At 60.5% G+C, this 21,241-nt stretch carries 18 protein-coding genes and 3 pseudogenes; 10 read left to right on the forward strand and 11 right to left on the reverse strand.

The window, feature by feature from the left end:
- Both dnaX and JCM12178_RS03015 read right to left on the reverse strand, forming a co-directional pair.
- Positions 1 to 1,209, reverse strand: a 1,209-nt coding sequence (gene dnaX / locus JCM12178_RS03010; RefSeq protein WP_157054705.1) for a DNA polymerase III subunit gamma/tau, incomplete at its 3' end; no start/stop codon positions are given.
- Positions 1,210 to 1,289: 80 nt separating this feature from the next.
- Positions 1,290 to 2,216, reverse strand: a complete 927-nt coding sequence (locus tag JCM12178_RS03015; RefSeq protein WP_054648642.1) for a branched-chain amino acid transaminase — start codon at positions 2,214 to 2,216, stop codon at positions 1,290 to 1,292.
- A gap of 366 nt (positions 2,217 to 2,582) precedes the next feature.
- Between JCM12178_RS03015 and JCM12178_RS03020 the strand changes: the two are divergent.
- The 9 genes and pseudogenes from JCM12178_RS03020 (at position 2,583) to JCM12178_RS03060 (ending at position 10,439) form a co-directional block, all read left to right on the forward strand.
- A pseudogene (locus JCM12178_RS03020) lies at positions 2,583 to 3,757 on the forward strand (aminotransferase class I/II-fold pyridoxal phosphate-dependent enzyme).
- A 5-nt stretch (positions 3,758 to 3,762) separates the two neighbouring features.
- Positions 3,763 to 5,072 (forward strand): annotated as a pseudogene (locus JCM12178_RS03025) (homoserine dehydrogenase).
- Between the two features lie 9 nt (positions 5,073 to 5,081).
- Positions 5,082 to 6,272, forward strand: a complete 1,191-nt coding sequence (locus JCM12178_RS03030; RefSeq protein ID WP_054648644.1) for a cofactor-independent phosphoglycerate mutase — start codon at positions 5,082 to 5,084, stop codon at positions 6,270 to 6,272.
- On the forward strand, positions 6,272 to 6,685 hold the full coding sequence (locus tag JCM12178_RS03035; RefSeq protein ID WP_054648647.1) for an acyl-CoA thioesterase: 414 nt from the start codon (positions 6,272 to 6,274) through the stop codon (positions 6,683 to 6,685). The genes JCM12178_RS03030 and JCM12178_RS03035 overlap by 1 nt, the downstream gene beginning before the upstream one ends.
- An 86-nt stretch (positions 6,686 to 6,771) precedes the next feature.
- Complete coding sequence (locus JCM12178_RS03040; protein ID WP_054648649.1) at positions 6,772 to 7,557, forward strand: amidohydrolase family protein; 786 nt, start codon at positions 6,772 to 6,774, stop codon at positions 7,555 to 7,557.
- 119 nt (positions 7,558 to 7,676) lie between these two features.
- Complete coding sequence (locus JCM12178_RS03045) at positions 7,677 to 7,967, forward strand: 4Fe-4S binding protein (protein WP_054648651.1); 291 nt, start codon at positions 7,677 to 7,679, stop codon at positions 7,965 to 7,967.
- 1 nt (position 7,968) lies between these two features.
- On the forward strand, positions 7,969 to 9,141 hold the full coding sequence (gene porA, locus JCM12178_RS03050) for a pyruvate ferredoxin oxidoreductase (RefSeq protein WP_054648653.1): 1,173 nt from the start codon (positions 7,969 to 7,971) through the stop codon (positions 9,139 to 9,141).
- Entirely contained in the window at positions 9,134 to 10,096 is a 963-nt protein-coding gene (gene porB / locus JCM12178_RS03055; RefSeq protein ID WP_054648655.1) for a pyruvate synthase subunit PorB, read from the forward strand. Before porA ends, porB begins: the two co-directional genes overlap by 8 nt.
- A 115-nt stretch (positions 10,097 to 10,211) precedes the next feature.
- On the forward strand, positions 10,212 to 10,439 hold the full coding sequence (locus JCM12178_RS03060) for a YgdI/YgdR family lipoprotein (protein ID WP_054648657.1): 228 nt from the start codon (positions 10,212 to 10,214) through the stop codon (positions 10,437 to 10,439).
- A 12-nt stretch (positions 10,440 to 10,451) separates the two neighbouring features.
- Here the strand turns inward: JCM12178_RS03060 and JCM12178_RS19225 are convergent, their stop codons facing one another.
- Complete coding sequence (locus tag JCM12178_RS19225) at positions 10,452 to 11,132, reverse strand: hypothetical protein (protein WP_245628583.1); 681 nt, start codon at positions 11,130 to 11,132, stop codon at positions 10,452 to 10,454.
- Complete coding sequence (locus JCM12178_RS19230) at positions 11,105 to 11,743, reverse strand: deoxyguanosinetriphosphate triphosphohydrolase family protein (protein ID WP_245628584.1); 639 nt, start codon at positions 11,741 to 11,743, stop codon at positions 11,105 to 11,107. The genes JCM12178_RS19225 and JCM12178_RS19230 overlap by 28 nt, the downstream gene beginning before the upstream one ends.
- 115 nt (positions 11,744 to 11,858) lie before the next feature.
- Here JCM12178_RS19230 and JCM12178_RS03070 point away from each other — a divergent pair, with 115 nt between their 5' ends.
- Positions 11,859 to 12,707, forward strand: coding sequence for a sugar phosphate nucleotidyltransferase (locus JCM12178_RS03070; protein ID WP_083465710.1), 849 nt, complete (start codon positions 11,859 to 11,861; stop codon positions 12,705 to 12,707).
- Between the two features lie 60 nt (positions 12,708 to 12,767).
- On the opposite strand, the gene JCM12178_RS03075 is transcribed toward JCM12178_RS03070, so the two are convergent.
- From JCM12178_RS03075 to JCM12178_RS03105, 7 genes and pseudogenes are all read right to left on the reverse strand, one after another.
- Positions 12,768 to 13,115 (reverse strand): DsrE family protein, encoded by a 348-nt coding sequence (locus JCM12178_RS03075; RefSeq protein WP_054648661.1) that lies wholly within the window; start codon positions 13,113 to 13,115, stop codon positions 12,768 to 12,770.
- A gap of 54 nt (positions 13,116 to 13,169) precedes the next feature.
- Entirely contained in the window at positions 13,170 to 14,018 is an 849-nt protein-coding gene (locus tag JCM12178_RS03080; RefSeq protein WP_054648663.1) for a 2-oxoacid:ferredoxin oxidoreductase subunit beta, read from the reverse strand.
- 15 nt (positions 14,019 to 14,033) lie between these two features.
- Positions 14,034 to 15,718: pseudogene (locus tag JCM12178_RS03085) on the reverse strand (2-oxoacid:acceptor oxidoreductase subunit alpha).
- 550 nt (positions 15,719 to 16,268) lie between these two features.
- Positions 16,269 to 16,775: a ferritin gene (locus JCM12178_RS03090; protein WP_054648665.1), complete on the reverse strand. Its 507-nt coding sequence runs from the start codon at positions 16,773 to 16,775 to the stop codon at positions 16,269 to 16,271.
- Positions 16,776 to 16,967: 192 nt separating this feature from the next.
- Complete coding sequence (locus JCM12178_RS03095) at positions 16,968 to 18,347, reverse strand: MBL fold metallo-hydrolase (RefSeq protein WP_054648667.1); 1,380 nt, start codon at positions 18,345 to 18,347, stop codon at positions 16,968 to 16,970.
- 116 nt (positions 18,348 to 18,463) lie between these two features.
- Positions 18,464 to 19,450: a hypothetical protein gene (locus JCM12178_RS03100; protein WP_054648669.1), complete on the reverse strand. Its 987-nt coding sequence runs from the start codon at positions 19,448 to 19,450 to the stop codon at positions 18,464 to 18,466.
- Positions 19,451 to 19,514: 64 nt separating this feature from the next.
- On the reverse strand, positions 19,515 to 21,182 hold the full coding sequence (locus tag JCM12178_RS03105; protein WP_054648671.1) for a Na/Pi cotransporter family protein: 1,668 nt from the start codon (positions 21,180 to 21,182) through the stop codon (positions 19,515 to 19,517).
- Between the last annotated feature and the right edge of the window lie 59 nt (positions 21,183 to 21,241).

The raw sequence follows: 21,241 nt of genomic DNA on the forward strand, positions 1-21,241 counted from the left end.
CTCGGCTGTTGTGCGCCCTGCGGGCGGTTCATGGCCGGAGGCGGTCCCTGCCTTCCCGGGAGCCTGACCGCGCGGCGCGGCAGCGGGCGATCCGCCTGCTTTGGAGAGGCTGACCAGCTCGGGCAGCGAAGCGAGGTTGAAGAGCAGCAGCTCCAGCGAAAGCGCGGGTTCGAGGCTGGACATGACCTTTTTCTGGCCATCCAGCGTCATCTGCCACGCGGCGTGGATGTGGCCCGGCTCGAATTTTCCTGCCCAATCGAGCCATGTTTCGGCTTCCTCGCCGGAAAGACCGAGCAGTTCCAGCGCGTTCCTGCCGGACTGTCTGAGCAGGAACATGTTCCGCCAGCAGCCCACGAGTTCGCGCAGGAAGAAGCCGAGGTCGAGCCCCTGATCCAGCACTTCGCGCAGCATGGTGCCCAGCGCCACGAGGTCGCGCTCGTGGATGGCACCCATGAGCCGGAAAAACACGTCCTGACCGGCGAGGCCGAGGAAGGTGCGCACATCGGCTTCGTTCAGGCCTTCGGTGCTGAGGGCCAGCGCCTGTCCGAGCAGGGACATGGAGTCGCGAACGCTGCCCGCCCCGCGCTTGGCGATGATTTCCAGCGCGCCGGGCTCGAAGGAGACGTTCTCCTGCGTCAGGATGCTGGTCAGGTGCGCCACCAGTTCGGCCTGCGGCAGCATCTTGAATGTGTAGTGCTGGCAGCGGCTGATGATGGTGGCGGGAAATTTGTGGGCCTCGGTGGTGGCCATGATGAACGTGGCCCGCGGCGGCGGCTCTTCAAGCGTTTTCAGCAGCGCGTTGAAGGCCTCCTTGGTGAGCATGTGCGCCTCGTCGATGATGAACACCTTGTAGCGGGCGTCGATGGGCGCGTAGCCGACGTCTTCCTTGAGGGCGCGAATGTCGTCGATGCGGCGGTTGGACGCGCCGTCCATCTCGATGACGTCCACGGCGGCCCCGGCGGTGATCTGCTTGCAGTGGATGCACTGGTTGCAGGGCTCGGCCGTGGGCGCTGTCTCGCAGTTGAGCGCCTTGGCGAAAATGCGTGCGATGGTGGTCTTGCCCACGCCGCGCGTGCCGCTGAAGAGGTAGGCCGGGGCGACCCGGTCGTGCTCGGCGGCGCGGGAGAGGATGGTCTTGACCGCCTCCTGCCCGGCAACGTCGGCAAAGGTCTGTGGGCGGTATTTGGCGGTAAGGCTGGTGGTGCTCATGCTGTGCGCTCTCTGGGATGAAAAAAGGGGAATCCGGCAGTGGCCGCCGAACTCCCCGGTCAATAACAGATACGCGGCCGCTAATCCAGCGTGTAACGGTGCAGCCAGTGCTCGTAGTCGGGGTTGTCGCCCTTGAGAATCTTGAAGAATTCGGTCTGCAGGGTCTTGGTGATTTCCCCGGCCTTTCCTTCGCCGATCTGGCGGCGGTCGATCTCGCGGATGGGGGTCAGCTCGGCGGCGGTGCCGGTGAAGAACACTTCGTCGGCGGTGTAGAGCATGTCGCGGCCGATGGACATCTCGCGAACTTCGAAGCCGAGGTCGGTGGCGAGCTGCATGACGGAGTCGCGGGTCAGCCCGGCAAGCACCTGCGAGATGTGCGGGGTGTAGATGACGCCGTCGCGCACCATGAAGATGTTCTCGCCGGAGCCTTCGGCGACGTGGCCGGTGGTGTCGAGCAGGATGCCTTCGTCGTAGCCGTCGGCAACCGCTTCGGTCTTGGCGAGCACGGAGTTCACGTAGTTGCCGCAGGCCTTGGCCTTGGTCATCATCACGTTCACATGGTGGCGGGTGTAGGAACTGCACTTGACGCGGATGCCCTTTTCGAGGGCGTCTTCGCCAAGATATGCGCCCCACGGCCATGTGGCGATGCACACGCGGATGGGGTTGTTGCCGGGATGAACGCCCATGGCGCCTTCGCCAACAAAAACGAGCGGGCGGACGTAGGCTCCGGCCAGCTTGTTGACCTTGAGGGTGTCCTCGGTGGCCTGAATCAGTTCTTCAAGGGAGTATGGCACCTTGAAGCCGATGATCTTGGCGGAATCCAGCAGGCGCACCATGTGCTCGCGAAGGCGGAAGACCTCGGAGGAGCCGTCGGTGCACTCGTAGGCGCGGATGCCTTCGAAGACGCCGGTGCCGTAGTGCAGGGCGTGGGTGAGGACATGGACGTTTGCCTCGGCCCACGGGACCTGTTTGCCGTCAAACCATATGAACTCGGACTGCTGAACCATTCGTATACTCTCCTTTCGAAAGGGTAATGCTCAAAGTATGGAACGAAAGAGGCTAATTCAAGGCCGCTTCGTGGTCAAGAATCCAGTCTCCAATTTGTCGCTTCATGCGGATGGTTCTTCCGGACCGGTGGCTGGTTTTGTGTTCGGGTTTTTTGATTGGAAAGTTGGTGCCTCCTCAGGCAAGCCCTCATGAAGAAACCAGACCGTGAACGTGTGGGATTGTACCGCGAAACCGGATTGTTGCCGACGTTTTCGCGCTGGCATTTCTTTTCGGAACCGTGCAGAATCGTTTTGACAGTTCCCGCCCGGCGCGGATATGTACACTGTTTCCAGCTTTAACCTTTTTACCAAGCGAGGAGTTCGTCCATGCAGCAATTCGCCCGCGTGCACCGGCTGCCGCCCTATGTCTTCGCTCAGGTCAACGAACTGAAGATGCAGATGCGCCACCAGGCGCCGACATCATCGACCTGGGCATGGGCAACCCCGACGTGCCCACACCCAAGCACATTCTGGACAAGCTTGCAGAGGCGGCGTACCGCCCCGGCAACTCCCGCTACTCGGCGTCCAAGGGGATCAAGGGACTCAGGAAGGCCATAGCGGACTGGTACAAGCGTCGCTACGACGTGTACCTCGACAAGGACATGGAAACCTGCGTGACCATGGGCGCCAAGGAAGGGCTCGCGCACCTCGCGCTGGTCATGCTCACGCCCGGCGACGTGGTGCTCGCACCGGACCCGGCCTATCCCATTCATCCTTACGCCTCCATTATCGCAGGCGCGGACGTTCGCCGTATTCCTATCGGAAAGGGGCGCGACTTCTTCGAGGACATGAGCACGGCCGTGCGCCATACGTGGCCCAAGCCCAAGCTCCTCATTATCAACTATCCGCACAACCCGACAACGGAGTGCGTGGACGTCTCGTTCTTCCAGCGCATTGTTGATTTTGCCAAGGAAAACAACATCTACGTCATTCACGATCTGGCGTATGCGGACTTCACCTTTGACGGCTACGAGGCCCCGAGCTTCCTGCAGGCCGAAGGTGCCAAGGACGTGGGCGTGGAATTCTTCTCGCTCACCAAGAGCTACTCCATGGCCGGGATGCGCGTCGGCTTCTGCTGCGGCAACCCCGACATGGTGCAGGCCCTGACCCGGATCAAAAGCTATCTTGACTACGGCATATATACTCCCATACAGGTAGCGGCGACCCATGCTCTCAATGGCGATCAGGAATGCGTCAAGGAGATCATGGACATCTACAAAGACCGCCGCGACGCCCTGTGCGAAGGGCTCAACCGCATCGGCTGGGAAGTGACGCCGCCGCAGGCGACCATGTTCCTCTGGGCCGAGATTCCGGACGAGTTCAAGCACATGGGTTCCGTGGAGTTTTCCAAGCTGCTGCTCAGGGAAGCCGAGGTGGCGGTCTCGCCCGGCCTCGGGTTCGGGCAGTACGGCGATGACCACGTTCGTTTCGCCTTCGTGGAAAACAGGCACAGAACCAATCAGGCAATACGAAACCTGCGAAAATTCTTCGCAAAGGGGTAATATACATGGAAAGTGTGAAACTCGGACTCGCCGGATTCGGCACAGTAGGCTCCGGCCTCGCCGCAATCCTTGAGGAAAACGGGGACTGGATCGAGCGCCGTATTGGACGCAAGCTCGAGATCAGAACCGCGGTCGTTCGCGACCTGAACAAGGCCCGCGCAGTCAATCCGGGCCCTGATACCGAGTTCACCACCGACATGACCCGCCTGACCACCGACCCCGAAATCGACATCGTGGTGGAATGCATGGGCGGGCTCGAAACAGCATACGACCTTATCCGGACCGCGCTCGAAGCGGGCAAGCATGTGGTCACGGCCAACAAGCACCTGCTGGCCGAGCGCGGTCCGGAACTCTTTTCCATCGCCCGCAAGAGCGGCAAGGGCCTTTACTACGAGGCGAGCTGCGCCGGGGGCATCCCCATCGTGGAAACGCTCAAGTCCAGCCTCGCCGGGGACCGGGTGCTCGAAATGCTCGGCATCCTCAACGGCACGGCCAACTATATCCTCTCGGAAATGACCACCAAGGGCATGGACTTCGGTACCGCGCTGGCGCTGGCGCAGGACCTCGGATATGCCGAGGCCGACCCGACCTTCGACATTGAGGGGTTCGACACCGCGCATAAGCTTTGCGTGCTCTCCCGGCTTGCTTTTGGTGTGGATTATCCGCTCGACAGGCTGCCCATTCAGGGTATCACCTCGGTAACGCCGCTGGACATCCAGTTTGCCCGCGAGTTCGGCTACCGGGTCAAGCTGCTGGCCCATGCCCGGTCCGTGGAAGGGCGAATCGAGGCGGGCGTGCATCCTGCGCTGGTGCCGTACACCTATCTGCTGGCGCGTGTGGGCGGCAACTACAACGCCGTTCGCGTGGTGGGCAATGCCGTGGGACCTGTCATGCTGCACGGGCAGGGTGCCGGGGACAAGCCTACCGGCAGCGCGGTGCTGGCCGATATCCTCGACATCGCCAAGCACATGAACCGCCCCGGATGCGAAGAAGCCTACCGCCCGGACAACACCGGTTTCGGCAACGCCGACCTGCCCGAAGCGGACATCCTTCCGCCGGAGGAAGCGCGCAGCAAATACTATTTTCGCTTCACCGTGGCGGACCGGCCCGGCGTCATGGCTGCCATCGCCAAGAGCATGGCCGATCATTCCATCTCCATCGCGCAGGCCGTGCAGAAGACCGACGAGGATTCCGAAGGCGTGCCCGTTGTCTTCATCTCCCACGAGTCGCGTGCCAAGGATGTGACCGACTGCATCGAGCCATCGACGCCATGGACTTCACGGTTCTGCCTTGCGTCTGCTTCAGAATTCTTTAAGGTGTCGACATGAAATTCCTCTCCCTCGTGGCCGACGGCATGGGCGACTGGCCCTTGTCCGAACTCGGCCACCGTACGCCGCTTGAGGCTGCCGTCACGCCCGTCATGGATGAACTGGCCCGAACCGGAATCGTCGGCCGCTGCGCCACCATTCCGAAGTCCATGCCTCCGGGTTCGGACGTGGCCAACATGGCGCTGCTCGGCTTCGATCCCGAAAAATATCACACCGGACGCGGCCCTATCGAGGCTGCAGCCCAGAACCTCAAAGCCGGACCCGACGACCTGATCTGGCGCATGAACCTCGTGACCGTGGAGGACTACGGCCCGGACGGCATCATGCGTGACTATTCAGCAGGGCACATCGAGACGGAAAAATCCCGTCCGCTGGTGGAGCGGATGCAGGAGGTGGTGGGCAACGATACCTATCAGTTCATCCCCGGCATCCAGTACCGCCACCTGCTTTTGCAGAGCGGCGGCGCGCTCGCTCCCGAGGCCGATCTGGACATCAACCCTCCGCATGACATTCTGGACAAGCCCATCAACAAGGACATGCAGCGGTATTCGCGCAATCCCGAGTTCTGGGACGTGCTTCAGGAAGCGCGGGAGATTTTGGTCAAGAACGGCACGACCCGCGCCAACGCGGTCTGGCCGTGGGGGCAGGGCAGGCGACTCTCGCTTCCGGATTTCGAAAAGACCTTCGGCATGAAGGGCGCTGTCATCTCCGCCGTGGACCTCATCAAGGGGCTCGGCTTTGCCTCGGGCATGGAGGTCATCGACGTGCCCGGCGCTACCGGCCTGCTGGATACCAATTACGAGGGCAAGGTTCAGGCCGCGCTCGAATTTCTCAAGACCGGGGATTTTGTCTTCGTCCACCTTGAAGGCCCGGACGAGTGCGGGCACGGCGGCGACGCAGACGACAAGCGCGAAGCCATCGAGCGGTTCGACAGCCGCGTGGTGAAGCCGCTCCGCGAGGCGCTGGCAGACGAAGAGACCGCGTGGCTCATCTGCTGCGACCACTACACGCCTTGCATCGAGCGGACGCACACAAAGGACCCGGTGCCGTTCATCGTCAATGCTCCGGGCTGTGAGGCTTCCGGCCTCGACCACTTTACGGAAAAGACCGCCGATTCCACAGGCGTGCGGGTGGACGACGGCTTCGAACTGCTGCCGTATGCGCTTGAGCACGCGAGGAAAAAGTAATGGCAAAGGAATTTCCAGAACCGGAGTTTAGGTACCACCATTTTGTCTCCTACGGCGAAACCGACGCCATGGGCGTTCTGTATAACGCCGAATATCTGCATCTTTTTGAACGCGCCCGCAGTTTTGCCATGCGGCAGCTCGGCATGAGCTACGCCGAGGTGGAAAAACGCGGGGTCATCCTGCCCGTGCGCGAGGCCTCCTGCCGCTACCGCAAGCCCGTGACCTACGATGAGGAGATCATCGTCAGGGTAGGCGTGGAACAGTGGAAGAAGGCCTCCATGCGTTTTGCCTACGAGATTCGAAGCACGGACATGGAGACCCTCTACGCCACCGGCATGACCGAGCACGCCTGCGTCTCCCCCGAGGGCAGGGTGGTTCGCTGCCCGGACTGGCTTCGCGATATGTTCCGCTGATGCCGTAAACCGTTCTGATGTTCATGCCGCTTCGGTTTCGAGGCGGCATGTTTTCGTTTCATCTTCCCACGCAGGCTGCACGACCAATGAAACTCGACGTCCACACCCACGCTTTTCATCCCAAGATCGCACACAAGGTGCTTGCCCAGCTCAACGACCATTACGGCATCGATCCGGTGGGTTCCGGCACCGTTGACGATCTGCTCGACCGGGCAGAAAGCGCCGGGCTGGACGGCGTGGTCATTCACACTGCGGCCACAGACCCCTCGCAGGTCATTCCGGCCAACAACTGGGCCATGGAGCTGACGCGCGACAATCCCGGCGTCATCGGCTTCGGCTCCATGCACCCGGACTTTGACCGCATTGAGGATGAGCTTGACCGCATTGAGCGAAAGGGCGTCAAGGGCCTGAAATTTCATCCGGACTTTCAGGGTTTCCGCATGGACGACCCGAAGTTTTTCCAGCTTATGGAGATTGTCGGCGGTCGGTTCACGCTCATGTTTCATGTGGGCGACGTGCTGCCGCCGGAACAGAATCCGTCCTGCCCGGCCAAGCTGGCTCGGTTGCGGGAAATGTTTCCGGAACCGGTCATGATCGCCGCGCACATGGGCGGGTATCGCCACTGGGAATATGCCCTGGAACACCTTTGCGGCAAGGATGTGTTCTTCGACACCTCCAGCACGCTCGATTTTGTGGACGACGACCTGCTCGGCAGGCTGTTCAGGAGCCACGGCATCGACCGGCTGCTCTTCGGCAGCGACTATCCGCTCTATGATCCGGGCAGGGAATTGGACGAGCTGAAGCGGCGCATGTCGCTTGGTTCCGCCGATCTGGACGCCCTGCTTACCACCGCCTCCACGCTGATCGCCTGACCGCCGTTCACCGTTTCTAACGGCCGCTTGTCGAAATCTTTTTGTTAATCACCGGCGAGTTTGGTAATAGAGAGCCTTCGAAGGATTGCACCAAATGCCAACCAAGGAGGAGGCTCGACATGAGCAAACAGTCCATCTGCGCGTGGCAGAAGCTGGAACTGGGCGCGGCCATCCGCGACCCGGGCAACGCGTCTGCCCTGAAGACAGGTGACTGGCGCACTCTCGTTCCGGTTCTGGACGAGGAAAAGTGCATCAAATGCACGCTCTGCGCCATCTACTGTCCGGAATTCTGCATCAGCGAGCGGGAAGACGGCCTGTTCCGTCCCGATCTCAACTACTGCAAAGGCTGCGGCATCTGTGCCAATGAATGCCCCAAGTCCGCCATTTCCATGGTAATGGAGGACAAGTAGCATGACCAAAAGAATAGGCACCGAAGTTTCATTGGCCGTGGCCGATGCGGTGAAGATGGCAAAGCCGGACGTTATCTCCGCCTATCCCATCACCCCGCAGACCCACATCGTTGAAGAGCTCTCCGAATTCGTGGCGAACGGCGAGCTTGACGCGGAATACATTCCTGTCGAGTCCGAACACTCCGCCATGAGCGCGGCAGTGGGAGCCGCCGCAGCAGGCGCGCGCGTCTATACGGCGACCTCGTCGCAGGGGCTTGCGCTCATGCACGAAATCCTTTTCATCGCCTCCAGCATGCGGCTGCCCATGGTCATGACCGTGGCAAACCGCTCCATCTCCGGTCCCATCTCCATCTGGAACGACCACTCCGACATCATGGCCCAGCGCGACATCGGCTGGGTGCAGCTGTTTGTTGAAGACGGTCAGGAAGCGCTGGAGCTCACTTGGGCAGCCTTCAAGATCGGCGAGGACAAGCGGGTATTGCTGCCCGTGGCCGTGAACATGGACGGCTTTATCCTCTCCCACATGATCGAGCCTGTCGTGATTCCGGAGCAGAGCGTGGTGGACGGGTTCCTTCCCGAGTTCGAGCCGCAGCTCAAGCTTGACCCTGCCGACCCGGTCACGTTCGGCCCGGTGGGCGTCCCTGAAGTGTACCTTGAAGCCAAGAAGCAGTGCGAGGTCGCCCTGAACGGCTCCAAGGCCGTGGTGAAGGAAGTGCTTGACGACCTCAACAAGACCTTCGGGCGTAACTACGACCTCATCGAGACCAACGGCAACACCGGTGCGGAAACGAGGATCGTGACCATGGGGTCCCTCGGCGAGTCGGTCATGACCGCTGTTGACCGCATGAATGGCGATGGCCGCGAGGTTGGGCAGATTCGCATCCGCCTGTGGCGTCCGTTCCCGGCCGAGGAGTTTATTGAAGCCGCAAAGGGCGCCAAGCGTCTTGTGGTCATCGACCGCGCCATCAGTCCCGGAACCGGCTGCGGTCCCGTGGCGCAGGAGCTCAAAAGCGTTTTTTACGGCCGCCCCGACGCACCGGAGATCGTCAACGTCATCGCCGGTATTGGCGGGCGCGATGTCCCGGTCAGCGATTTCGTGAAGATGGTCGAAATGGCCGAGAAGGGCGAACTGGCCGAAACCTATACGCTCTGGGGGTTGAACAGCGATGCTTAGAGATATCGACCTGAGCGGCGTCGCCAAGACCAAGCTCAAGGAAATCCATACGATGGAATCCATGGTCTCCTCGGGACACCGCGCCTGTCAGGGCTGCGGCGAAGTCCTCGCCATGGGCATGGTCACCCGCGTGGCCGGACCGGATACGGTTGTCTGCAACGCCACCGGCTGCATGGAAATCATCACTTCACCTTTCCCGGAGACCGCATGGAAGGTCCCCTGGATTCACGTTGCCTTTGAGAACGCCGGTGCCGTGGGCGCGGGCGTTGAGGCCGGAATCAAGGCCCTGCATCGCAAGGGCAAGGTCTCGAAAATGCCCAATATCATTTGCTTCGGCGGTGACGGGGCAACTGCGGACATCGGCTTCGGCTCGCTTTCCGGAGCCATGGAGCGCGGCCATAATCTCCTTTATGTCTGTCTCGACAACGAGGCCTACATGAACACCGGTATCCAGCGCTCCAGCTCCACGCCGTATGGTGCGTCTACCACCACGTCACCCTGCGGTTCCGCGAGCATCGGCCAGCACACGCAGAAGAAAAACATGCCGCAGATCATCGCGGCCCACGGCGTGCCGTACGTCGCAACCGCCAGCCCGAGCCATCCCACAGACCTCATGGACAAGGTGGCCAAGGCGCTGGCAGTGGAAGGCCCGGCCTATCTGCACATCTATTCGCCGTGCCCCACCGGCTGGGGAACCAAGGGCGAAAAGTCCATCGAGATCGCGCGGCTGGCTGTCGAGAGCAACAGCTTTCCGCTCTATGAAGTGGTGGGCGGGCGTTACGCCATCACCAAGAAGATCAAGAAGGTCAAACCGATACAGGACTACCTCAAAGTCCAGCGTCGCTTCCGCCACCTCACGGACCGCGACATCGCCTTCATTCAGGAAGGCGTGGACAACTCCTTCGAGCAGCTTGAGCGCCTGTGCGCGGCAACGGCCAAGCCCGAAGAAGAATAGATCTGTGTTGAAAGAATAGCCAAAGCCCCCGGTGCCGCGTGGTGCCGGGGGCTTCTTGTGTCATTTCTTGCGAAAATGCGGTACGGAAAGGGAAAATCAATCTGGAGGAATTGCCATGAAACGCATTCTGCTTCTGACGGCCGGTCTGCTGCTTGCTCTGTCCCTCACGGCCTGCGGGTCCAAGATGTACATCGTGGAAACCCACGGCGGTGAGAGCTACACTTCTGAGGGCATGCCCGAGTATGACTCCGCATCGGAAACGTATACATTCAAGGACGAGAAGGGCGCGGAGTACGTCATCCAGAAGAGCGACCTCAAGGTCATCCACGAAGAGATGGACTAGCCTGATTCCGGGTTACACGAGGTCGGTTATGGAGCCGAACTGCGGGTCGAACAGGCGGCGGTAGGTGCGCACCACGAAGCCGTCGGTCATGCCCGAGATGTAGTCGCAGACGATGCGGCGTTTCCAGCGCTTGTCATCGGCAGCGGCGATGGCTTCGGCGTAGTGTGCGGGAAGTAGCTGGTAGCGTGGTTTGCCGAGCCGCACGTATTCCTCGTCAAAGACCTCGAAGAGCCGCTTCAGGATGTTGCGGCCCTTGTATTCGGTCTGGTGAATCTGCGGGGTGCGGAAGACTACGGCAATGGACAGCTTCTTCATGAGCTTGCAAAGCTTGTGCATTTCCTCATCCACCACGAGTTCGTATCCGTAGCGGTTGGTCTTGCGGGAGAGAGGATTCTCCGCTCTCTGCTTGATCGAGGTGCCGTGGATGAAGTCCCCGATGAGCCTGTTCAGGTGGCTGTTGTGCTTGTCCTTGAGGATGGCCTCGCAGAGGGCGTTCAGCACGGAATCATCGTTCCCGGTATAGTCCTCGTCCTTGCCGTCCTGCCAGTTGCGGATGCTTTTAACCGTGACGAATCCGGCTTGAATGCCGTCCGAGACGTCGTGAATGCTGTAGGCGATGTCGTCGGCCCAGTCCATGATCTGGCATTCGATGCTCTTGAAGCTGTTCAGGGCCTGCTCGTCGCCCTCAAGCATGGTTTTGAATGTCGCTCGCCGGATACGAAATCCAACACACCTTCCTGAAAATCATATACGAAGTGGTTTCGCTTTTTCGCTGAATCATTGAAGAGCGTTTTGTACTTGAGCATCCCGTCCAGAAAGGCCCGGGTAGGCTTCATGCCCTGCCAGCAGGGGCCGCTGCGGTAGAAGAGGTCATCGAGAATCCGCAGGTTCTGGGCGTTACCTTCGAAGCCGCCCGCGTCCCGGTCGCACATCATTTCGTTCAGTACCGCCTCCCCGGCGTGGCCGAAGGAGGGGTGGCCGATGTCGTGCGCGAGGCAGATGGCTTCCACGAGGTTCTGGTCGATGATGAAGTCATCACCGAGCAGCCCGTCATCGGTGCGGTTCAGGTGGTTGCAGATGGAGCGGCCGATCTGCGAGACCTCTATGGAATGGGTCAGGCGGGTGCGGTAGAAGTCGAACTCGCCGGACAGAAATACCTGCGTCTTGTTTTGCAGCCTCCGGAAAGCGGGGGAGTAGATGATGCGGTCCCGGTCCTGCTCGAAAGGGGTTCGGCCTTTTTCCTTTCTGGACTGCCCGCTCTGGTGGCACTCGGTGTCGAAATCGTTGTAGAAGCTGCTCAGCACGGTTGTCTCCATCGGTTTCGGGCAATCTAGCCCAGCCGCGGGCAAAAGAAAACCGGGCAATGACAACGGAGCGGGCAAAGGGTATGGTCCCCGAAACGTTCAATCGAGGAAATCAATGCATACGATACGACACATGGTCATCCCCGCAGCCGGGCTCGGCACGCGGCTGGCCGGGGCCATCCCCGGCATCCCCGGTCACTTCCCCAAGGAGATGCTGCCCATCGGCGGCAAGGCAGCCATTCAGCACACCGTGGCCGAGGGCTACTACGCGGGCATCCGTGAATTCTGCATCGTTACCCGGCGCGGCAAGGAGATCATCCGCACCCTTTTCGAAAAAGGGGAGTATCCCGGCGGCATGGACGAAGCCAAGCAGGCCGAACTGGATGAAATCCTCTCGGAAAGCACGTTTCACTTCTTTGAACAGGAAAAGCTCGACGGCGAGTGCGGCGCGATTCACCTGACCCGCGAGGCCGTGGGCGACAATCCGTTCGTGGTGGCCTACCCGGACAACATCTGCAGCCCGTCTGGCACTGTAGGCCGACTGTTGCAGGCCTTCGGGGAAAAGCCCGTTGACCTGCTGTCGCTCATGCTGGTCAACGAGGAAAACATGATGTGCCTCAGTGATTCCGGCCGTGTGGACCTAGAGGGAGACAAGGACTCCGAACTGTACCGTATCACGGACTTTTTGCCCAAGGGCGGGGGCTGTTTCGAGCCGCGTTTCGAGGGCGAACTGCGAACCTGCGGCATCTACGTGGCCCTGCCGCATTACTTTGACTACATCGCGCAGGAGCTTGAAGGCATCGGCCGCGCCGAGCTGACGGACGGCATAGTGCGCCGGACCATGCTGAAGGACGGCGTATCGTTCTACGGCCTGCCGGTTCCCGAAGAGATTCACGATGCGGGCAACCCCGAAGTTCTGGCGCTGTGCGCAGGAGTTTGCGCGGAGTTGATGGTCGGGGATTGATCGACCGGAATGAAAGGAAAAAACCGGCCCGGACGTGTGCTTCACGCCGGGCCGTTTGTTTTAGAAGGTCAGAATCTGATAGCCTTTCTCCATGTATTCCCGCATGGCAGGATGGCCTTTTACGCCGTCAAGCAGCGGCAGGCCTTCCGCCTGAACCGCTTCCACCGCGCCGAGCTTGGCCGAACAGGCCTTGCAGGCACCCTCGATGAGCTCCTGCTCCTTGGCCTGTGTGTAAAGCCCGTGGAACGGGTTGGACTCGTTGGCGAGTTGCTCCACCAGCTTGACTGACGCGCCTTCGAACACGATGGTCGGGTCCATGCCGTTTTCCTTCATGTCCAGCGCGTTCAGCAGCACATGGACAAAGCACATCAGCTCTCCGTTGAATGCGAACAGGGCGACTTTCTGCATGATATCCTCCGTTTTTCGTCGGAAAAGAGAACGGGGGCCGAAGCCCCCGTGTGGTTATGCGAATGATTTGACGACGTCCGCCAATGCGGTTTTGTCGTATTTCCGTGTGGCGAGCGGTTCACCGTTCATGGCGGGGTTGTCCTCGCCGAAGACCGGCTTGTCGGTTTTCCAGATCACGCCGATGGGAATCTGCTCACCAAACTCGGCGGCCTTGGCTATGGCCGCTTCCCAGTTGGTGGGGTCATGGTCCTCAAGGTGGTAGCAGCGTTCCTTGTACCACTTGAACGTGTTGATCTTGTTGAAGGAAACGCAGGGCTGCAGGATGTCCACGAGGGCAAACCCCTTGTGGTTGACCGCCTGCTTTATCATCTTGGTGAGGTGATCCATGTCGCCCGAGAAGGATCGGGCCACGAAGGAGGCCTTCATGGCCGTTGCCACCAGCACCGGATTGAACGGCTCGCTCGGCGCGCCGTAAGGCTGGGCCTTGGTTTTCTGGCCGTGGGCGGTGGTGGGGCTGGCTTGCCCCTTGGTCAGGCCGTATATCTGGTTGTCATGCGCAAGCAGGGTCATGTTCACGTTGCGGCGTACCGCGGCCATGAAGTGGTTGCCGCCCTCGCCGTAGGAGCAGCCGTCGCCGGAATCCACGATGACCGTCAGTTCCGGGTTGGCGAGCTTGGCTCCCTGAGCGGCGGGAAGCGAGCGGCCGTGCAGGCCGTTGAACATGTTGCAGTTAAGGTATTGCGGCGTCTTGGCCGCCTGCCCGATGCCGGAAACCATGCCCAGCTTGTGGGGCGGGATGTCCATGTCCGCAAGGGCCTGCTTGAGGCTCTTGAGAATGCCGGTGTTGCCGCATCCGGGGCACCAGGCGGTCTCGAAGCTGCCGAAATCGTCTATTGTGGTCATTGGTTCCTCCGTGCCTTACAGGATGCTTTCAAGCCCTTTGAGAATGTATGCGGACGTCATGGGCCTGCCGTCAAAACGCAGGATGAAGCTGGACAGGCCGAGGCCCGTCTCCTGCCGTAGCAGGCGTCCGAACTGTCCCGTGGCGTTGCCTTCCACGCAGACCACGTTTTTCGCGGCCTCGATGAAGGGCATGAACTGGTCTTCCTTGAGGGGGTAAACCTGCTTGAAGTGCAGGACTGCGGCCTTGCCGTCGTATAGCTCCATGGCTTCGAGGCATGCTCCGACCGTGCTGCCCCAGCACAGGAAAAGCAGGTCGGGATTTTCCTCGCCATAATAGGAGGGCGGGACCACTTCCTCGAACAGGCCGCAGCCCTTGCAGAGCCGCTTGCTGTTCTGGGCCACGCGGGTGGGCGCGTCCTCGACGATATGGCCGTGCTCGTCGTGCTCGTCGGAGTCCACCTTGACCAGCGCCTCGGAAAACCCGGGCACCGCACGGGGCGAGATGCAGGATTCGCCGAGGGCGTACCGTTTGTACTCCTTGGGATTTTCCGGCTCCAGAACCGGCCCGGCCACTTCGGGCAGGGCGTCGAGGTCGAACGGCTCGACTGCGGTATAGGCGTCAGCCAGATGCTGGTCCGAGAGGACGAACATGGGTGTCTGGTAGCGTTCGGCCAGATCAAAGGAGAGGTGGGTCAATTCGAAGCATTCGTCCACGGTTCCGGGCGCGAAGATGGCGCGAGGGAACTCGCCGTGGCCTGCGTACAGGGCAAGATTGAGGTCTGCCTGTTCCGTGCGGGTGGGCAGGCCTGTTGCCGGTCCGGGCCGCTGCACGAGGATGGTCACCACGGGCGTTTCGGTGATGCCCGCAAGGCTGATGCCCTCGACCATCAGGCGAAGCCGCCGCCGGAGGTGGTCACGATGGACCGCGCTCCGGCCCACGATGCGCCAAGCGCCATGTTCATGGCCGCGATTTCGTCTTCCACCTGTTCGGCCACCAGCCCCAGCTTTGCGCCCTTGTTGATGAGGGTCAGCGCCACGGAGGTGGAGGGCGTCATGGGGTAGAAGGAAAGGAAGTTGGCTCCGGCTGCCAGCGCGCCCATGGCGATGGCCTCGTTGCCGTTTATCATGATCCGTTCGGGCGCGTTTTCCTCGGCCGGGGGCATACAGGCGAAATCAAATTCCTGTTCTTTTACCCAGTTGTAGGCGTTTCGCAAAACATCGAGGTTCGCGTCCACGATCTCGTCGCCCTTCTTGCCGAAGGTCTCCCGGAGCAGTTTTTCCAGAATCCCGATGTCGGAACAGATGGAGGAGCCGAGTACGCCGAGGGCCACCACGTTGTGGAAGAGCGGTTTGGGAGCCAGCTCCTTGAAGGGCACCTTCAGGGCGTTCAGGCCCGAGCAGTCAAGGGACTCGTCCGCCACAACTATGGCGCGTTCGGTGAGCTGCGGTTTGTGCAGCTCGATGGTCTCCTCGTTCAGGGCCACGAGGATATCCACGGCTTCAACTGCGCTGTGGATGGGCTCGGGACCGGTGCGGATGGCGAAGAAATTGTGCCCGCCGCGAATCCGGGACATGTAGTCCTGATTCACGAGCACATGGTATCCGCCGCGGACAAGGGCTTTGGTCATGAGCTGGCCGATGGTGGCGAGCCCCTGCCCGGCCTCGCCGCCGATCAGAATGTTGATGCTGGTTTCAGACATCGGTTCTCCCGTTTGTTTAGGCTCCGTCGAGGTTGCCGGACATGGCCCAGCCTCGGGGTCTTCGTAGTAGTAGACGAGGTCGGAAAGCATGGTCACGTTGTCCCGCAGCGTCTTGGTCATGTGAAGGGCGAACTTGCGCTCGGTCTCGTCGTCGGCCTCGTCTTCCCATTCGGAGTAGAAGTCGAGCACGGACTTTTCCATTTCAAGGCCCATCTCGGCGGTGCTGTTTTCCGTGGTGCAGGCTTCGCCCTCGTATTTGGCTGCGAAGGTCGTGAAGGTTTCCTTGATGTCTTCCTCCTCGTCGGGAGGCAGAGTGCAGGCGTTTTCCCACGCGTCGCCTTCACGGATGGATTCGTGTACCGAACCGACAAAGTCGAGGGTGTCTTCGGATCGATCCAGCAGCATTTCAAATACTTCTCGACCCAGCCCGTCCGGGCAGCCGTCCAGTTCGTCGCGGTAGAACTCGACGCTCTTGTCCGCCAGTTCCAGTGCCTTGCATAGTCTGTCGTACGATTCGCTCATGGTTTGCCCTCCCTCGTTGCAATCGTGTCTATTCGCCCTGCGGAGGCGTGAAAGCGCGCGTGGACAGGTCCCGGTCCAGCATGAAGAGCGCGCCGCCGTCGCCCACCAGCTTGAGCTTGCCGACGATGTCGCCCACCGTGGCCTCTTCCTCAACCTGCTCGGAGATGAACCATTGCAGGAAAATCGAGGTGGCGTGGTCGCTCTCTTCGCGGGCTATGTCCATAAGTTTGTTGATACGGCTGGTAACGAGCTGCTCGTGCTCCAGCGCGGTCTGGAAGGCAGCCAGCGGGGATTCCCACTCGGTGGCCGGGGCGTCGATGGCCGAAATGGTGGCCCGGCCGCCCGTTTCGTTCACGTAGTCGAACATCTTCATGGCGTGGAAAATCTCTTCCTGATACTGGGCCTTCATCCAGTTGGCGAAGCCCGGAAGGCCGTTTTCCTCGAAGTACGAGGCCATGGAAAGATAGATGTGCGCGGAATAGATCTCGAAGTTCATCTGGTCGTTAATGGCGTCTTCCATGCGTTTTACAAGCATATTATCTCCTTGGAATACAAGTTGTTGTTAATTCTGATGCGAGCGTCGAAGCTACAACGCTAGTCTGGATTCTACACACAATAGGATTTTTGCCAAGAGGTCAGGACAGTTCGGGCACGAACTTTTTCGGCAGCAGAAGAAAAAAGGCGGCACCGTCCCGGGACGGTGCCGCCTTTTGAATGCGTCTTTGGTCTATTGTTTGACGCCGTATCCGGCGCGGCTCCACGCAAGCATTCCGCCAGCCATGCCGCGCACGTCCTCGTATCCGTTGTTCTGCAGATATGATGCGGCGATATTGGAGCGGTAGCCCGAGCCGCAGTAAATGATGAGTTCTTCGTCCTTTTTGGCTTCGAGCTTGCCGTCCAGCACGTCAATGAGCGGCACGGTTTCCGCGCCGGGGATGATGCCCTGCGCGATTTCGGCCGGGGTTCGGACATCGATGATGCGTTGGCCGCCCTTACCGAGGACCGCGTGCAGGTCCTGCGCCGAGAGTTGCTGCAGACGCGATACCGGTCGACCCGAGTATACCCACGCTGCCACGCCGCCGTGCAGCCAGCCGAAGATGCGGTCGTAGCCGATGCGGTGCAGTTCCGTGACCATGCGTTTGTATTCGTCCTCGCTGTCCACCACCAGCAGCAGGTCGCGGTCCGGCGGGACGACCATGCCGACCCAGTTTGCCAGCTGCGGCTCGAAGCCGATGTTGACAGAGCCGGGCAGGTGGAAGCCGCTGAACGCCGCGGAGTCGCGCACGTCGATGACCACGGTGTCGTCTTCAATGGCCGCCTCGAACTGGTCCGGCTCCATGGCCTTGTCCATGGGGCAGCTTTCCAGTAGCGGCGCGCCGTCGGCGTTGGTGCCGATGATGTGCGTGAAGCTGCGCGGGCGGGCCGGGAACTCCTTGGTCATTTCAGCGTAAAAGTCCTCGTAGTTCTCGAACTGCATCATGGGGTTGTAGCGGCGCTCGTAGCCCAGCGTGGAGGACTGTTTGGAGCTCATGCCGCGCCCGCAGAGGGATCCCTGCCCGTGGGCAGGAAAGACTTCCACATAGTCGGGGTAGCGGGCCAGTTTGACCTTGAGGCTGTTCCAGAGGTTCTGCACCTGCTCGTCGAGCTTGGCCTCGCCTACGAGGTCCGGTCTGCCGATGTCGCCCACGAAGAGCAGGTCGCCCGTGAGCACCATCCACGGCTCTTCACCGCGCATGGTATCTGCCAGCAGGATGGAAAGCGCGTCGGGCGTGTGGCCGGGGCTGTGGAAGAATTCCATGTGTGCGCTGCCGATGGTCAGAGTGTCGCCTTCGCTGATCGGTTTGAACGGGAAGTTCACCGGCGAGGTCTCGTACATCATGAGCTCGCAGCCGGTCAGGGCGCGGAGCTCCTGATTGCCGCTGACATGGTCCGCGTGGACGTGCGTGTCGATGACGGCGGTGATCTTCATGCCCTCCTCGCGCGAGATGTCCAGATAGTCCTGCACGTCGCGTTTGGGGTCCACCACGATCATTTCCTTGGCACCGGGACAGCCGATGACATAGGAAAAACAGCCAAGGCCGGGAGTGACAATTTGCTTAAAATACATGTATTAATCCCCTTTGGATGAGTGGTTTCTGATAGTGATTCCTATCAATAATACCTTTCATCCAAAGGGGATTCAACCCGTGTTGGGAAAAAAACGGGTTCTTTTTTCAGGTTTCTTTATTCTTCCAGCAATTTCGCTGATCTGGCATCGAAGGCGTCTGCAAGGTCTGCAAGGCTGTCGGCCATGACCGTCAGGAAGTCCTCGGCATTGTCGGAGTCCAGCGAGCGGCGGTAGCTCCACATGGCTATGTAGAAGAGCTCTCCGGTTTCACAATCCGGGCAGTGCTCGCGCATTGCGTCCACAACGATGTTTTTGATGCGGTCACGTTCCTTGACCGCGCCCTTGAGCCGACTGCCGGCGACGGTGACTTCCTTGGCGCCCACGCCGTGGTCGGCCATGGCGGTCTGGAACGAGGCGTTGGCACGTTCTGCCGAGCGTGCGGCGCGGATGTAGCGGGCCACGGTCTCTGCAATGGCCGGGTCGATGGTGGCGCGAACCGCCTTGGAGGTGCGGCGCAGGCCTTTGGCATAGACCCTGAACATGTCGGAGATTTCGGGGACGGTCAGGGTATAGGTTTCTCCTTCCGGAGCAGTGGGTGAGGCCATACGGGCCGTTTCCTCTACCCTGTCCACGAATACCGGCTTGTAGTCGCGGAAAATTCCCTGAGCCATGCCCGGGGTGAGCAGATATTCAAAAAGCACGGCACGGGCCTTGGCGCTTTCCGAGCCTTCCACATTGAACCCCTCGAGGCTGCGCCCGAAGCGCATGTTCATCTTGCGGAAGCTCAAGTTCGTGGCCGGGTTGCCGGACTTGCTGAACCGGCCGGGCACGAACCCTTCCACCAGCGTGCGCGCGGCAGCGTCGAGAAAGCCCACCGTGACCACGTCGTCTTCCTCGACAACGCGTGGGGGAGCGGTTTCCTCAACCACGGGAACTTTGGTCTCGGCTTCTTCTGTGGTGGCGTTGTCCACTTCCGCAGTCGCGTTGGATGCGGTGTAGTCCGGTTCGGCTTTCTGGCCGTTCACGGTCCAGGCCGGTGCTTCAGGCGGGGCGTTAACGTCGGCCCGCTCTTCCGGGGCTTTTTCGCCCCCCGAGCGGAGCAACAGGGCGCTCCGCCGAGAAGGATGATTGCGCCGAGCGCGAGGGCCAGTCCGGTCATGCGTCCTTTCATGCCGATTGCTCCTTGGTCTCCGGATTGAACTTCCAGTTGTAGTCGTTTTCCTCGTTCGCACTGCGGCACATTTCAGCCGTCTCCCGCATTTCGGACCAGTAAACAGTCCCCTTGATGGCCTGCTCTGCCATGCGGCGCGACCGGGAGTAGAATTCAAGCAGGCTGACCATGGTGTCCAGATCGATGCTGCCGTCGGCCCCGGCCTTCAAGAGTGAGGCCTTGAGGGTGTGATACACGTCCAGCAGCTCGGCCATCAGGTCCTGAAGGTCGCTGAATTCCGGTGCGCAGGGCGTATGCGCCACGTTCAGAACATGCTTTACCATGGCACGGTAGGATTTGTCTGCATCGTAGACCGAACCGGGCAGAGAATGGTTCAGCGTTGCGTGCGCCCTTGAGTTTGTTTCTATGATTTCAAGGACTACCGTGTAGTACTGAAGCACGCGAAGCGCTTTTGGCAGTTGTTCGGAGAGTTGGCTCGGCAGGGCCATGCTCTGAAGTGAGGAGCAGAAGGCGCGGCAGGAGCTGATGAGGCTTTCCAGCGCGGCTTTGTCGCGCGGGAGATTGCCGTAGCGAAAATCTGTGGCAAGCGCCTTTTGCGCCATGAGACGGACTTCCTCGCCGAGTCTGCCCACTTCCATGAAAAGTGCGTCAATGGCCAGCGTGGGCGCACGCAGGACGTTTCGGTCTATGAAGCGTGGCTTGGCAATGTCCGGAAGCTGCGTTCCGATTCGGCGTTCAAGGAAGCCGACAAGCCGATCTGTGAACGGCAGGAACAAAAATGCCCCGAAAAAATTGAAGATGGTGTGAAAGAGCGCAAGTGTGACAGCCGGGTCTCCGTCGCCGTTCATGGCTTTGGCCACCGAGAGCAGGGGAACAAGCAGCAGCAGGGCGATACAGCCTGTAATGCCGTTGAAGGCGATATGGCCGAAGGCGACTTTCTTTGCGTTGGTGGTGGCGCCGATGACGCTCAGCGCGGCTGTGGAAGTGGTGCCGATGTTGGTTCCGATAACTGCGGCGGCAGCGGCTTCGACCGGGATGATGCCTGAGAGCGTGGCGGTCAGAACGATGGCCATGGCCGCGCTGGAGCTCTGCATGAGCAGGGTCAGCATGAAGCCTATGCCGAGAAAGATGGGCAGGGAAAGCGGGCCGGTGCTGAACGCGGCAAAGTCGATGTTCGGGGCAAGTTCAGTGAAGCCCCCCTGAAGTATTTCGATGCCGAGAAAAAAGAGGCCGAATCCGGCGAAGGCTTCGCCCATCGAGCTTTTTCGTCCATTCTTGGTGCATGTGAGTTTCAGGAGCGCGCCTATGCCGATGAGCGGCAGTGCAAGCGCCTTGACTTTCACGTTCACGCCGATGGCGGCCACGATCCAGCCGGTCATGGTGGTGCCGATGTTGCTGCCGTAGATGACGCCCATGGACTGGCGCAGGGTGATGAGTCCGGCGTTTACGAAGCCGATGACCGCGACGGTCACGGCGCTTGAAGACTGGACGATGGCGGTGATGAGAAAGCCGGAACCGAGGCCGCGGAGAGGGGTCTTGGTCCATTGGCCCAGAATGTTTTTCAGGGCGGTCCCGGCGGCGCTTCTGAGACCGTTGGTCATCATCCCCATTCCGATGAGGAACAGGCCTAGGCCGCCGAACAGGCCGGTTAGTATGGCTGTCATGGTGTTTCCGGATTCCTCCTGTGCGCGAATCCTACGTAATTCGTGGAGAAAATCAAGAA

It is taken from the genome of Salidesulfovibrio brasiliensis JCM 12178 (genome assembly GCF_001311825.1).
Lineage (GTDB): Bacteria > Desulfobacterota > Desulfovibrionia > Desulfovibrionales > Desulfovibrionaceae > Pseudodesulfovibrio > Pseudodesulfovibrio brasiliensis.

Bases quoted from the DNA above. Each gene is read 5' to 3' on its own strand.
- JCM12178_RS03015 (WP_054648642.1), bottom strand. From the start codon at position 2,216: ATGGTTCAGCAGTCCGAGTTCATATGGTTTGACGGCAAACAGGTCCCG.
- JCM12178_RS03030 (WP_054648644.1), top strand. From the start codon at position 5,082: ATGAAATTCCTCTCCCTCGTGGCCGACGGCATGGGCGACTGGCCCTTG.
- JCM12178_RS03035 (WP_054648647.1), top strand. From the start codon at position 6,272: ATGGCAAAGGAATTTCCAGAACCGGAGTTTAGGTACCACCATTTTGTC.
- JCM12178_RS03040 (WP_054648649.1), top strand. From the start codon at position 6,772: ATGAAACTCGACGTCCACACCCACGCTTTTCATCCCAAGATCGCACAC.
- JCM12178_RS03045 (WP_054648651.1), top strand. From the start codon at position 7,677: ATGAGCAAACAGTCCATCTGCGCGTGGCAGAAGCTGGAACTGGGCGCG.
- porA (WP_054648653.1), top strand. From the start codon at position 7,969: ATGACCAAAAGAATAGGCACCGAAGTTTCATTGGCCGTGGCCGATGCG.
- porB (WP_054648655.1), top strand. From the start codon at position 9,134: ATGCTTAGAGATATCGACCTGAGCGGCGTCGCCAAGACCAAGCTCAAG.
- JCM12178_RS03060 (WP_054648657.1), top strand. From the start codon at position 10,212: ATGAAACGCATTCTGCTTCTGACGGCCGGTCTGCTGCTTGCTCTGTCC.
- JCM12178_RS19225 (WP_245628583.1), bottom strand. From the start codon at position 11,132: ATGCTTGAGGGCGACGAGCAGGCCCTGAACAGCTTCAAGAGCATCGAA.
- JCM12178_RS03070 (WP_083465710.1), top strand. From the start codon at position 11,859: ATGCATACGATACGACACATGGTCATCCCCGCAGCCGGGCTCGGCACG.
- JCM12178_RS03075 (WP_054648661.1), bottom strand. From the start codon at position 13,115: ATGCAGAAAGTCGCCCTGTTCGCATTCAACGGAGAGCTGATGTGCTTT.
- JCM12178_RS03080 (WP_054648663.1), bottom strand. From the start codon at position 14,018: ATGACCACAATAGACGATTTCGGCAGCTTCGAGACCGCCTGGTGCCCC.
- JCM12178_RS03090 (WP_054648665.1), bottom strand. From the start codon at position 16,775: ATGCTTGTAAAACGCATGGAAGACGCCATTAACGACCAGATGAACTTC.
- JCM12178_RS03095 (WP_054648667.1), bottom strand. From the start codon at position 18,347: ATGTATTTTAAGCAAATTGTCACTCCCGGCCTTGGCTGTTTTTCCTAT.
- JCM12178_RS03105 (WP_054648671.1), bottom strand. From the start codon at position 21,182: ATGACAGCCATACTAACCGGCCTGTTCGGCGGCCTAGGCCTGTTCCTC.